Genomic DNA, 13,872 nt, shown 5'->3' with positions numbered 1-13,872 from the left:
GCGCACAGCGCTTCACCCGAACGTGTCGCGCGCCCGCCTCATGAAAGGGCGTCAGTCACCCCGCGACGCTGCCCGCTCCCGGTTCCAGGGCATCCAGAGCCCGGCGCAGCCCCGTCAGTTTGCGTTCCAGATGGGCGGCCGTGGCGACCGCCGCCGCATCTGCCGTCTCGTCCAGCTGTTTGGACAGCGCCTCGGCCTGTTCCTCGACCGCGGCCAGCCGCGCGGAGAGCTCGGCGAGCAGCCCCGCGGACTCGCGCGCCTCGTCGGTGCTCGGCCGCCCGCCCTCCAGCTGCAGCCTCAGCAGGGAGGCCTGCTCGCGCAGTTGGCAGTTCTTCATATAGAGCTCGACGAACACCGAGACCTTGGCGCGCAGCACCCAGGGGTCGAACGGCTTGGAGATGTAGTCCACCGCGCCGGCCGCATAGCCGCGGAAGGTGTGGTGCGGGCCGTGGTTGATGGCCGTGAGGAAGATGATCGGGATGTCGCGGGTCCGCTCGCGCCGCTTGATGTGCGCGGCGGTCTCGAAGCCGTCCATCCCCGGCATCTGCACATCGAGCAGAATCACCGCGAAATCGTCCGTGAGCAGTGCTTTGAGCGCTTCCTCCCCGGACGATGCCCGCACCAGTGTCTGATCGAGCGCAGAGAGGATCGCCTCCAGCGCCAGCAGATTCTCCGGCCGGTCATCGACCAGGAGGATCTTGGCCTTCTGCACCATGGCCCGTCCTCCTCGCCCCGGCATGGAACCGGACGCCGCCCCAGGGGACGACTCCGTCACGCCGCCCGTCCTTGTGCCGGTCATGGTAGCTGCACCCCGCCTGTCGCCACACCCTGTCACCGCGATGTCACTGTGCACGTAGCAGAAACGCAGACAGAGACCAGAAGGTTCCCCGAATCCTGCGCTTCCACACGTCCACGGCGACACTGAGTCAACACGCGATGATCCTCTTACGCCTCCATACTGGACGCTCCCTCACTCCGCGCGCATCCATTGCTCCATGACCGACAACAGATGATCGGTATCCACCGGCTTGGTCACGTAGTCGGAGGCTCCGGAGTCGATGCTCTTCTCCCGGTCGCCCTTCATCGCCTTCGCGGTCAGCGCGATGATGGGCAGTCCGGCGAACTGCGGCATCCGGCGGATCGCCGCCGTGGTCGCATAGCCGTCCATCTCCGGCATCATGATGTCCATCAGGACCAGCACGATGTCGTCGTGCTGCTCCAGCACCTCGATGCCCTCGCGCCCGTTCTCCGCGTACAGCACCGAAAGCCCGTGCTGCTCCAGCACGCTGGTGAGCGCGAAGACATTGCGGATGTCGTCATCGACGATCAGCACCTTCTCGCCGTGGAATCCGCCCTCGAAAGCGGGATCCACCAGATCCTGGCCGTTGCCGATCCAGGGCTCCTCGACGGGCTGCTGCGCGACCGGCTGCGGCGGCGCCTCGGGAGCCTGGGGGGCCTGGGGGCCCTGTGGGGCCTGCGGCGGCGCCGTGGACGGCTGCTGTCGTCCCGGCAGCTCGAAGCGGCGCGCAGACCCCGAAACCGCCCGGCGGCGGCGCCGGTTGAGGCTGCCCCCGGAGTCCAGCTCGCGACCCTGCTGCTCTTCGGCCTCCAGGCGCCCGACCTCCGTCTCCCGCGCCTCCGCGTCCATCGCGATCCCGCCGGCCACCAGCTGCGGATAGCCCTGCGGCGGCAGCCCGCCCGGGTTGTGCGGGAGGTAGAGCGTGAACGTGGAGCCGCGGTTGGGCTCGCTCGCGGCATGGATCTCGCCGCCCAGCAGCCGGGCGATCTCCCGGCTGATGGACAGGCCCAGGCCCGTGCCGCCGTACTTGCGGCTGGTCGTGCCGTCCGCCTGCTTGAACGCCTCGAAAATGACCCGCATCTTGCTCGACGCGATGCCGATACCGGTGTCGGTCACCGAGAAGGCGATCATGTCCGCATCCGGGTCGCGCAGCGAACCGTGCTCCAGCAGCTGCTCGCGGATGGCCACCGGGACATCCGCCCCGGCCGGCCGGATCACCAGCTCGACGGCGCCGCTGTCGGTGAACTTCACCGCGTTGGACAGCAGATTGCGCAGCACCTGCAGCAGCCGCTGTTCGTCGGTGTGCAAAGTGGCCGGCAGCTCCGGGGAGACCCGTACGGAGAAGTCGAGTCCCTTCTCCGCGGTCAGCGGCCGGAACGTGGCCTCCACGTAGTCGACGAGCTGGACCAGCGCGATCCGGGTCGGGCTGACGTCCATCTTTCCGGCCTCGACCTTGGAGAGGTCCAGGATGTCGTTGATCAGCTGGAGCAGGTCGCTGCCGGCGCCATGGATGGTTTCGGCGAATTCGACCTGCTTCGGGGAGAGGTTCCCCTCGGCGTTGTCGGCCAGCAACTTGGCCAGAATCAGCAGCGAGTTCAGCGGCGTCCGCAGCTCGTGCGACATGTTCGCCAGGAACTCCGACTTGTAGCGCATCGAGACCGCAAGCTGCTCGGCACGCTCCTCCAGGACCTGCCGCGCCTCCTCGATCTCGGTGTTCTTCACCTCGATGTCGCGGTTCTGCGCGCGCAGCTGCTCGGCCTTCTCCTCCAGCTCGGAGTTGGACAGCTCCAGCGCCTTCTGCCGGCTCTCCAGCTCGCCCGAGCGCTCCTTGAGCTGTTCGGTCAGCTCCTGCGACTGCTTGAGCAGCACCTCGGTCTTGGTGTTCACCGAGATGGTGTTGACGCTGGTCGCGATCATCTCGGCGATCTGGCTGAGGAAGTCCTTCTGGATCTGGGTGAACGGCTGGAAGGACGCCAGCTCGATCACGCCGAGCACCTTGTCCTCGAAGAGCACCGGCAGCACGATCACATTCGCCGGCGGCGCCTCGCCCAGCCCGGAGGCGATCTTGAGGTACCCGGACGGGACGTTCTCCACCAGGATGGTGCGCCCCTCCTCCGCGGCCGTGCCGATCAGCGTCTCGCCCGGCCGGAAGGTCGTCGGCATCCCGCCCATGGCATAGCCGTACGAGCCCATCAGCCGCAGCTCGTACGCGCCCGCTTCGCCGCCGTCCGCGCCGATCTCCTGGCTGTCGGGCTGCGCGGCGAGGAAGAACGCGCCGTGCTGGGCGGAGACCGCGGGCGACAGCTCGCTCATGATCAGCGTCGCGACGTCCTTGAGGTCGCGCCGGCCCTGCATCAGACCGGAGATCCGGGCGAGGTTGCCCTTGAGCCAGTCCTGTTCCTCGTTGGCGAGGGTGGTCTCGCGGAGCGTGGAGATCATCGTGTTGACGTTGTCCTGGAGCTCCAGGATCTCGCCGGCCGCGTCCACGTCGATCCGGACGTTGTGATCGCCGAGGGTGACCGCCGCGGCGACCGCGGCGATGGCCCGCACCTGACGGGTCAGGTTCCCGGCCATCTCGTTCACCGACTCGGTCAGGTCCCGCCAGGTGCCGGCCACGCCCCGCACCTGCGCCTGACCGCCCAGCTGGCCTTCCGTACCCACCTCACGGGCCACTCTGGTGACCTGCTCGGCGAAGGACGACAACTGGTCGACCATGGTGTTGATGGTGGTCTTCAGCGCCAGGATCTCGCCGCGCGCATCGATGTCGATCTTCTTGGTCAGATCACCCTTGGCGATGGCGGTGGTGACCATGGCGATGTTGCGGACCTGGCCGGTCAGGTTGTTGGCCATCGAGTTCACGGACTCGGTGAGGTCCTTCCACGTACCGGCGACGCCGGGGACGCGGGCCTGACCGCCCAGGATGCCGTCGGTGCCCACCTCACGGGCCACCCGGGTGACCTCGTCGGCGAACGACGACAGCGTCGTGACCATCGTGTTGACCGTGTCGGCGAGCTGCGCGACCTCGCCGCGCGCCTCGACCGTGACCTTCTTGGTGAGGTCTCCGTTGGCGACCGCCGCCGAGACCTGGGAGATGTTGCGCACCTGGATGGTCAGGTTGTTGGCCATCAGGTTCACGTTGTCGCTGAGGTCCAGCCAGATGCCGGTCGCGCCCGGCACCCGCGCCTGGCCGCCCAACTGGCCCTCGGTGCCCACCTCACGGGCCACCCGGGTCACCTGCTCGGCGAACGACGACAGCTGGTCGACCATCGTGTTGACGGTCGTGACCAGTTCGAGGATCTCGCCCTTGGCATCGACGGTGATCTTCTTGGAGAGGTCACCGCGGGCCACCGCGGTCGTCACCTCGGCGATGTTGCGCACCTGCGAGGTCAGGTTGTTCGCCATGAAGTTGACGGACTGGGTGAGGTCCTTCCAGGTACCGCTGACGCCCTGCACCTCGGCCTGGCCGCCCAGGATGCCCTCGGTGCCCACCTCGCGGGCGACCCGGGTGACCTGCTCCGCGAACGAGGAGAGCTGGTCGACCATGGTGTTCAGGGTGTTCTTCAGCTCCAGGATCTCGCCCCGGGCGTCCACGTCGATCTTCTGCGACAGGTCACCGCGGGCGACCGCCGTGGCGACCTGGGCGATATTGCGGACCTGGGCCGTCAGGTTGCCGGCCATGCCGTTCACCGAGTCGGTCAGATCGCGCCAGACACCCGCGACGCCCGGCACCTGCGCCTGGCCGCCCAGCCTGCCGTCCGTACCGACCTCCCGGGCGACCCGGGTGACCTGCTCGGCGAAGGCGGAGAGCTGGTCGACCATCGTGTTGATGGTGTTCTTCAGCTCCAGGATCTCGCCCCGCGCGTCCACGTCGATCTTCTGCGACAGGTCGCCACGCGCGACCGCCGTCGTCACCTGCGCGATCTGCCGCACCTGAGACGTCAGGTTCCCCGCCATGAAGTTGACGGAGTCGGTCAGTTCCTTCCAGGTGCCGCTGACGCCGTCCACCCGGGCCTGCCCGCCCAGCCGGCCCTCCGTGCCCACGTCCCTGGCCATCCGGGTGACCTGGTCGGCGAACGACGACAGCTGGTCGACCATCGTGTTCACGGTGTTCTTCAGCTGCAGCATCTCGCCGGAGACGTCGACGGTGACCTTCTGCGACAGATCACCGTTGGCCACCGCGGTCGTCACCTGGGCGATGTTGCGCACCTGCCCGGTCAGGTTGCGGAAGGCGGTGTTCACGGAGTCCGTGAGGTCCTTCCACGTACCGGCCGCCCCGGGCACCGCGGCCTGGCCGCCCAGCTCGCCCTCGACACCGATCTCCCGCGCCACGCGCGTCACTTCGGCGCCGAACGACGACAGCTGACCCACCATCGTGTTGACGGTGTTCTTCAACTCCAGCATTTCACCGGCCACATCGACGGTGACCGTCTGCGACAGATCACCGTTGGCGACCGCCGTCGTCACCTGCGCGATGTCCCGCACCTGCGCCGTCAGGTTGCGGAAAGCGGTGTTCACCGAGTCGGTGAGGTCCTTCCACGTACCGGCCGCGCCCGGCACCTGCGCCTGACCGCCCAGCTGCCCCTCGGCACCGACCTCGTTCGCCACCCGCGTCACTTCGTCCGCGAAGGTCCGCAGTGTCTCGGTCATGGTGTTGATCGTGTCGGCCAGCTGCGCGACCTCGCCGCGTGCACTGACCGTGACCTTCTGCGACAGATCGCCATTGGCGACGGCAGTGGTGACCTGCGCGATCCCGCGCACCTGAGCGGTGAGGTTGCCGGCCATGAGATTGACCGAGTCCGTCAGGTCCTTCCACACCCCGGCCACGCCGGGGACCTGCGCCTGACCACCGAGCTCGCCCTCGGTGCCGACCTCACGGGCGACCCGCGTCACCTCGGAGGCGAACGAGGAGAGCTGGTCGACCATCGTGTTGACGGTGTTCTTCAGCTCCAGCATCTCGCCGGAGACATGGACGGTCACCTTGCGCGACAGATCACCCTTGGCCACCGCCGTGGTGACGAGAGCAATGTCACGGACCTGCGCCGTCAGCCGGGACGCCATGGTGTTGACGGATTCCGTCAGGTCCTTCCACGAACCCGACATTCCGCGCACCCGCGCCTGGCCGCCGAGCTTGCCCTCCGTACCGACCTCACTGGCCACTCTGGTGACCTCGTCGGTGAACGCGGAGAGCTGGTCCACCAGCCCGTTGACGGTCCGGCCGACCTTCAGGAATTCACCCCGCAGAGGGTGCTCCGAAGAGCTGTCCGAACTGCGCGACCGCAGATCCATCCGCTGTTCCAGGTCGCCCTCGGACACCGCCGACAGCACCCGTCCCACCTCGGAGACGGGCCGTACGAGGTCGTCGACCAGGGCATTCGAGGCGTCGATCGCCGCGGCCCAGGATCCCTCGGCGGCGCCGACCTCCAGCCGTTCCGTGAGTTTTCCCTCACGGCCGACGACCCGGCGCACCCGCGTCAGCTCGCCCGTCAGATGCAAATTGCGGTCCGCAACCTCGTTGAAGACCGCCGCGATCTCCGACATGACGCCCTCGCCGGAAACCGTGAGCCGCTTGCGGAAGTTCCCGTCCCGCATCGCGACCAACGCGACCAACAGCCGATTCAGCGCAGCCGTATCCACCTCGGTCGTCCCGTTGTTCCGGGATCGTCCGCCTTTCGCGCGCGTGCTTGCGCCCCGCGCCGCTGCGCCAGACTCCACCGTGTCCCTCCCGCAAGGGTCGACCGTTCTACCCGGGCTTTCTCTTGATACGTGCCCAGTGTTTCACCATGGCCCAACCAGGCCATAACAGTTCGGCAGCATCGCACACCGTCCCGGGGCACGATTGGGGCGGAAACACACGTGACCGGCATCCTCGGGTGCGGCGAAGGTAAGTAACCTGGCATACGGCTGTCCACCGTCCGGCCATCGAGCACGGGCAGTGGTGGACGCACCACAGGTTTATTCGGAGGGCGCCGCAAGTATGGGGGAGCAGATCACCGACACACGCATGAGGAGACCAGTGATCACCGCGCGGGCCGCCGCAACCTTCGAGCCGGTCGGGCGCTCGGTCGCCACTGCCCGTGCATTCGTCCGCGACACCCTCCAGGGCTGGGGCTGCGCCGACATCGTCGACGACGCCGTGGTGCTGACCAGCGAGCTGGTCACCAACGCCGTGGTGCATGCCGGCACCGCCGCCGATGTGCTGTGCCTGCGCAACGACGACGGCGTACGGATTTCCGTCGCCGACCGTTACCCCGAACGCGAAATCCCGCTCCAGAACGCCGGCCAGGTCGTCGTCCACCCGGACCGCGAGGGCGGTCGCGGCCTGCTGCTGTGCGGCGCGCTCGCCACCCGTTGGGGCGTCGAGTACACCGCCGCACAAAAGCACGTATGGTTCCAGCTCGACCTCCCCGAGCGCCCGGCCGGCACCCGTTCCGCCGGCCCCGCCCTGCCGGTGGCCGCCCTCCCGGTCGCCGAGACCCGCGTCCGGGTCGCGGTGATCCAGATCGACCGCGGCGGCTGCATCAGCTTCTGGAACGAGGACGCCCAGGACCTCTTCGCCTACGACCCCGAGCAGGTCATCGGCAAACCGCTCACCGACTTCGCCGCCTGGCCGCACACCCCGGGAACCGGCACGGGCATCGTCGAGGCCCTGCAGCTCTCCCGCTGGGAGGGCTCCTACGGCATCCGGGGCTCGGACGGCCGGGTCGTCCCCGTCTACGCCTCCCACCTGCGCGTCCGCGACGCCGACGGCGAGGCCTCCACGGTCTGCCTCCTGGTACGCGACCACGAGCGCGCCATCCTGCAGAGCCCCCAGCGCACCCCCGCCCCGGACGCCGCCTCCCAGGCCGGCCCGTCGGAGGGACGCCTCGCCGACCCGTTCGAGGTCTTCATCGGCTCACCGGCCCCCGACGACCTCGACGGCCTGCTCCAGCGCACCGTCGAACGGGCCCGCGACATGCTCGACGGCGACGCCGCCTACCTCCTCCTGGCCACCGACGACGAGACCGAACTCGAGGTCCGCGCCTCCACGGGCCTGCCCTCCGCCCGCCAGCGGTTCGCCCGCGTCCCCGTCGAGGCCGGATCCGGACGCTACGGCTCCGCCCGGATGCCCGCCGTCCACGAAGACCTCACCGCGGTCCCCGGCGCCGTCCCCCTCCTCAGCGGTACGGGCATGCGCTCGGTCGTCACCGTCCCGCTCAAGGTCGAGGGCCGGCTGACCGGCTCGCTCGGCGTCGCCGCGGAGGGCGCCGGCCGCTACACGAACGAGGAGGCGCTGCGCCTCCAGTTCGCCGCCGACCGCATCGCCCTCGCCGTCGAACGCGCCCGCCTCACCGAGCTCGAAAAACTCCGCCGCGGCTCCCTCTCCTTCCTCGTCGAGGCCTCCGACCTGCTGGCCGGCACCCTCGACCGGGACCAGACCCTGGCCCTGATGGCGCAGATGACGGTCCCCACCCTCGCCACGTGGTGCGCCGTCTACACCGTCGCCGACCAGACGTCCGAGCCCGAGCTCTCCTATGTGCTGCACGAGGACGAGGACCGGATCGACGGCCTCAAGACGCTGCTGATGAAGGTCGACCCGCCCGAGCCGGTCCCCACCCCCGGTGCCCGTGTCTGGACCGCCCCCGGCGACGCCGCGCACGACGCCGCCCTGCGCACCTCCATGCGCAGCCTGGGCCTGGGCAACGCCGCCCGGCCCTCCACCGGCCCCGGTGCCACCCTCGCCACCGCCTCCGCCGTGGGCGGTGAGACGGTCGTCCTCCCCCTCGTCGCGCGCAACCGCGTCATCGGCATGCTGACCCTGGGCAAGCCCACCGAGGAGCACTTCCGCCAGGAAATCCTCGAACTCGCCGAAGACCTCTCCCGGCGGGCCGCACTCGCCCTGGACAACGCGCGCCTGTACTCCGAGCGCACGGCCATCAGCCAGTCCCTGCAGCGCAGCCTGCTGCCTCCTGAGCAGCCCGCGATCCCCGGCGTGGAGGTCGAGGTCATCTACCGCGCGGCCGGCGAGGGCAACGAGGTCGGCGGCGACTTCTACGACATCTTCCCGATCCGCGACGGCGCCTACGGCTTCGCCATCGGTGACGTCTGCGGTACGGGCCCGGAAGCGGCAGCCGTCACGGGCCTTGCCCGGCACGCGCTGCGCCTGCTCGCCCGCGAGGGCTTCGGCGGCCCCGCCGTCCTGGAACGCCTCAACGCCGCCATCCTCGACGAGGGCGCCCGCAGCCGCTTCCTGACGCTCCTTTACGGCGAACTCTGGCCCCAGGCCGACGGCAGCGCCGTCCTCAAGGTCGTCTGCGCCGGCCACCCCCTGCCGCTGCGTCTCCGCCAGGACGGCACCGTCGAGCCGGCCGCCGAACCCCAGCCGCTCCTCGGCGTCATGGACGATCTGGAGCTCTACGAACAGAACGTCAGCCTCGACCCCGGCGATGTCCTGCTGTGCGTCACCGACGGCGTCACCGAGCGCCGCGAGGGCACCCGCATGCTCGGCGACGACGGCCTCACCGACCTCCTCACCACCTGTACGGGACTGACGGCCGGCGCCGTCGCCGCCCGCGTGCTGCGCGCCGTGGAACGCTTCGCCGTCGAACCCGCCTCCGACGACATGGCCATCCTCGCCATGCGCATCCCCGAGGCCCCGGCGGGCTGACCCCCGGGGAGCGGCCGAGACCCACCACTCACAGCCCCGGCCGCTCCCCGCCCCCAACCGCCGCCCCCGACACGGCTCATGGCTCCCCTGCGCGGAGCTGATACGACATCACCGAACCGTCAATGGTCCGGCATACGACAAAGGCCCCCGCCGAATGGCGGGGCCTTTGTCCTCTGGAGCCCCAATACGGAATCGAACCGTAGACCTTCTCCTTACCATGGAGACGCTCTGCCGACTGAGCTATTGGGGCGCGGCAACGGAATAGATATTACCCCAACTCCGCGTCGTCTTCTAATCGTCGACCGCCTGGTCCACCGATATCCGACTAAAAGGCCGGCTGCAGCAGCCCGCCGAGCGCATTGCACGCACCGACCATCTTGTGGAGCTCCCGCCGCGACATCCCCGCGTGCACGGGCAACGCCAGGGTCTCGTCCACCGCCCGCTCGGTTTCCGGCAGAAAGACATCCCGCCGCAGCCCCGGCATCCGGTACACCGGCGCCAGCACGGGCACCTTGCACGCCACGCCCTTGGCCCGCAGCGCCCGCGCGAACGCATCCCGGTCCGGCCGCCCGTTGCCGGGCACCCGCACCACATACTGCTCGTAGGTGTGCCCCGCCGCCGGCGTGGGCGTCCGGACCCCACTGAGCCTGCCGTCCAGGTACGACGCGTGGGCCCGCCGCAGCTCGGCGCCCTCCGGGTCCGCCCCGGGTTCGTCCTCCACGAGCACCAACAGACCGCGTCGCTGGCCCACTTCACGGATCCACCCGGTGTCCGCCTGCCGACCGAACCGGTGAATCGCCACCACCGCGGCCGTCTGGCTGGTCACCACATCCGACACCGCGGCCGGGTCCAGGCAGTAACTGTCGCCGTCCACATCGGCGAACACCGGCACCGCGCCCAACTCCAGCACGGCCCGGGCCACCTCGGCGTTGCCGTACGCCGGCACCACGACCTCATCACCAGCACTGACACCGGCCGACTTGAGCGCTCCTACTGTCCGCATGAAACGGATCCTGCTCAGGTCAGATGAACGTCGAGTTACGCCCACCACCCGAAAATCAGAACAAAAAAGCTCCGGTCCCTGAACCACGAAGGTTCAGAGACCGGAGCTGAAAAATTGTTCGGCGGCGTCCTACTCTCCCACAGGGTCCCCCCTGCAGTACCATCGGCGCTGAAAGGCTTAGCTTCCGGGTTCGGAATGTAACCGGGCGTTTCCCTAACGCAATGACCACCGAAACACTATGAAGATATCAACCCGGACATGACACAGGTCGTTACTTCAGAACCTACACAGTGGACGCGAGCAACTGAGGACAAGCCCTCGGCCTATTAGTACCAGTCAACTCCACCCGTTACCGGGCTTCCATATCTGGCCTATCAACCCAGTCGTCTACTGGGAGCCTTAACCCCTCAAAGGGGGTGGGAGTCCTCATCTCGAAGCAGGCTTCCCGCTTAGATGCTTTCAGCGGTTATCCTTTCCGAACGTAGCCAACCAGCCATGCCCTTGGCAGGACAACTGGCACACCAGAGGTTCGTCCGTCCCGGTCCTCTCGTACTAGGGACAGCCCTTCTCAAGACTCCTACGCGCACAGCGGATAGGGACCGAACTGTCTCACGACGTTCTAAACCCAGCTCGCGTACCGCTTTAATGGGCGAACAGCCCAACCCTTGGGACCGACTCCAGCCCCAGGATGCGACGAGCCGACATCGAGGTGCCAAACCATCCCGTCGATATGGACTCTTGGGGAAGATCAGCCTGTTATCCCCGGGGTACCTTTTATCCGTTGAGCGACGGCGCTTCCACAAGCCACCGCCGGATCACTAGTCCCTACTTTCGTACCTGCTCGACCCGTCAGTCTCACAGTCAAGCTCCCTTGTGCACTTACACTCAACACCTGATTGCCAACCAGGCTGAGGGAACCTTTGGGCGCCTCCGTTACCCTTTAGGAGGCAACCGCCCCAGTTAAACTACCCACCAGACACTGTCCCTGATCCGGATCACGGACCCAGGTTAGACATCCAGCACGACCAGAGTGGTATTTCAACAATGACTCCACAACCACTGGCGTGGCTGCTTCACAGTCTCCCACCTATCCTACACAAGCCGAACCGAACACCAATATCAAGCTATAGTAAAGGTCCCGGGGTCTTTCCGTCCTGCTGCGCGAAACGAGCATCTTTACTCGTAATGCAATTTCACCGGGCCTATGGTTGAGACAGTCGAGAAGTCGTTACGCCATTCGTGCAGGTCGGAACTTACCCGACAAGGAATTTCGCTACCTTAGGATGGTTATAGTTACCACCGCCGTTTACTGGCGCTTAAGTTCTCAGCTTCGCCGACCCGAAGGTCGACTAACCGGTCCCCTTAACGTTCCAGCACCGGGCAGGCGTCAGTCCGTATACATCGCCTTACGGCTTCGCACGGACCTGTGTTTTTAGTAAACAGTCGCTTCTCGCTGGTCTCTGCGGCCACCACCAGCTCACCGAGTAAATCGGATCACCAGCAATGGCCCCCTTCTCCCGAAGTTACGGGGGCATTTTGCCGAGTTCCTTAACCATAGTTCACCCGAACGCCTCGGTATTCTCTACCTGACCACCTGAGTCGGTTTAGGGTACGGGCCGCCATGAAACTCGCTAGAGGCTTTTCTCGACAGCATAGGATCATCCACTTCACCACAATCGGCTCGGCATCAGGTCTCAGGCTTCATGCTGTCCGGATTTACCTGGACAACGCCCTACACCCTTACCCCGGGACAACCACCGCCCGGGCTGGACTACCTTCCTGCGTCACCCCATCACTTACCTACTACCACCTTGGGTCAGCGGCTCCACCACTCCCCTTCACCCGAAGGATCCAGGGCGGCTTCACGGCCTTAGCATTAATGGATTCGATATTGGGCGCTTCAAAGCGGGTACCGGAATATCAACCGGTTGTCCATCGACTACGCCTGTCGGCCTCGCCTTAGGTCCCGACTTACCCTGGGCAGATCAGCTTGACCCAGGAACCCTTAGTCAATCGGCGCACACGTTTCCCACGTGTGTATCGCTACTCATGCCTGCATTCTCACTCGTGAACCGTCCACAACTCGTTTCCACGGCTGCTTCACCCGGCACACGACGCTCCCCTACCCATCACAGCCTCCGTTAGGAGTATTGCTGCAATGACACGACTTCGGCGGTGTGCTTGAGCCCCGCTACATTGTCGGCGCGGAATCACTTGACCAGTGAGCTATTACGCACTCTTTCAAGGATGGCTGCTTCTAAGCCAACCTCCTGGTTGTCTCTGCGACTCCACATCCTTTCCCACTTAGCACACGCTTAGGGGCCTTAGTCGATGCTCTGGGCTGTTTCCCTCTCGACCATGGAGCTTATCCCCCACAGTCTCACTGCCGCGCTCTCACTTACCGGCATTCGGAGTTTGGCTAAGGTCAGTAACCCGGTAGGGCCCATCGCCTATCCAGTGCTCTACCTCCGGCAAGAAACACACGACGCTGCACCTAAATGCATTTCGGGGAGAACCAGCTATCACGGAGTTTGATTGGCCTTTCACCCCTAACCACAGGTCATCCCCCAGGTTTTCAACCCTGGTGGGTTCGGTCCTCCACGAAGTCTTACCTCCGCTTCAACCTGCCCATGGCTAGATCACTCCGCTTCGGGTCTTGGGCACGCTACTCAACGCCCTCTTCGGACTCGCTTTCGCTACGGCTTCCCCACACGGGTTAACCTCGCAACATACCGCAAACTCGCAGGCTCATTCTTCAAAAGGCACGCAGTCACGACATGCGTGCAAGCACGCATGCGACGCTCCCACGGCTTGTAGGCACACGGTTTCAGGTACTATTTCACTCCGCTCCCGCGGTACTTTTCACCATTCCCTCACGGTACTATCCGCTATCGGTCACCAGGGAATATTTAGGCTTAACGGGTGGTCCCGCCAGATTCACACGGGATTTCTCGGGCCCCGTGCTACTTGGGTGTCTCTCAAACGAGCCGCTAATGTTTCAGCTACGGGGGTCTTACCCTCTACGCCGGACCTTTCGCATGTCCTTCGCCTACATCAACGGTTTCTGACTCGTCTCACAGCCGGCAGACTGTGAAAGAGAGATCCCACAACCCCAACCACGCAACCCCTGCCGGGTATCACACGTGACTGGTTTGGCCTCATCCGGTTTCGCTCGCCACTACTCCCGGAATCACGGTTGTTTTCTCTTCCTGCGGGTACTGAGATGTTTCACTTCCCCGCGTTCCCTCCACACTGCCTATGTGTTCAGCAGCGGGTGACAGCCCATGACGACTGCCGGGTTTCCCCATTCGGACACCCCCGGATCAAAGCTCGGTTGACAGCTCCCCGGGGCCTATCGCGGCCTCCCACGTCCTTCATCGGTTCCTGGTGCCAAGGCATCCACCGTGCGCCCTTAAAAACTTGGCC

Annotated in this window: 4 protein-coding genes, 1 tRNA gene and 2 rRNA genes; 1 reads left to right on the top strand and 6 read right to left on the bottom strand. The window is 66.2% G+C overall.

Annotated features, from left to right (window positions below; all coding sequences use genetic code 11):
- Window positions 1-55: 55 nt before the first annotated feature.
- Both CFW40_RS26430 and CFW40_RS26425 read right to left on the bottom strand, forming a co-directional pair.
- Entirely contained in the window at window positions 56-715 is a 660-nt protein-coding gene (locus CFW40_RS26430) for a two-component system response regulator (RefSeq protein WP_088800366.1), read from the bottom strand.
- Between the two features lie 255 nt (window positions 716-970).
- A complete protein-coding gene (locus CFW40_RS26425; RefSeq protein ID WP_088800365.1) occupies window positions 971-6,511 on the bottom strand; it encodes a HAMP domain-containing protein in 5,541 nt (1,846 codons plus the stop codon).
- 289 nt (window positions 6,512-6,800) lie between these two features.
- On the opposite strand from CFW40_RS26425, the gene CFW40_RS26420 reads away from it, so the two are divergent.
- Window positions 6,801-9,443 (top strand): SpoIIE family protein phosphatase, encoded by a 2,643-nt coding sequence (locus CFW40_RS26420; protein WP_256331281.1) that lies wholly within the window; start codon window positions 6,801-6,803, stop codon window positions 9,441-9,443.
- A gap of 174 nt (window positions 9,444-9,617) precedes the next feature.
- Here CFW40_RS26420 and CFW40_RS26415 read toward each other — a convergent pair.
- The 4 genes from CFW40_RS26415 to CFW40_RS26400 all read right to left on the bottom strand — a co-directional run bounded on the left by CFW40_RS26415 (window position 9,618) and on the right by CFW40_RS26400 (window position 13,872).
- Window positions 9,618-9,693: transfer RNA gene (locus CFW40_RS26415), tRNA-Thr, on the bottom strand.
- Between the two features lie 75 nt (window positions 9,694-9,768).
- Window positions 9,769-10,446, bottom strand: a complete 678-nt coding sequence (locus CFW40_RS26410) for a DegT/DnrJ/EryC1/StrS family aminotransferase (RefSeq protein ID WP_088800363.1) — start codon at window positions 10,444-10,446, stop codon at window positions 9,769-9,771.
- A gap of 116 nt (window positions 10,447-10,562) precedes the next feature.
- Window positions 10,563-10,679: ribosomal RNA gene (rrf, locus tag CFW40_RS26405) — 5S ribosomal RNA — on the bottom strand.
- 73 nt (window positions 10,680-10,752) lie between these two features.
- Window positions 10,753-13,872, bottom strand: a 23S ribosomal RNA gene (locus tag CFW40_RS26400).

The sequence above is a fragment of the Streptomyces sp. 2114.4 genome (genome assembly GCF_900187385.1).
Taxonomy (GTDB): domain Bacteria; phylum Actinomycetota; class Actinomycetes; order Streptomycetales; family Streptomycetaceae; genus Streptomyces; species Streptomyces mooreae.
This window is presented reverse-complemented; position numbering and strand designations above follow the sequence as displayed.

Coding starts and splice junctions, on each gene's coding strand:
- CFW40_RS26430 (WP_088800366.1), bottom strand. CDS start 715: ATGGTGCAGAAGGCCAAGATCCTCCTGGTCGATGACCGGCCGGAGAAT.
- CFW40_RS26420 (WP_256331281.1), top strand. CDS start 6,801: ATGAGGAGACCAGTGATCACCGCGCGGGCCGCCGCAACCTTCGAGCCG.
- CFW40_RS26410 (WP_088800363.1), bottom strand. CDS start 10,446: ATGCGGACAGTAGGAGCGCTCAAGTCGGCCGGTGTCAGTGCTGGTGAT.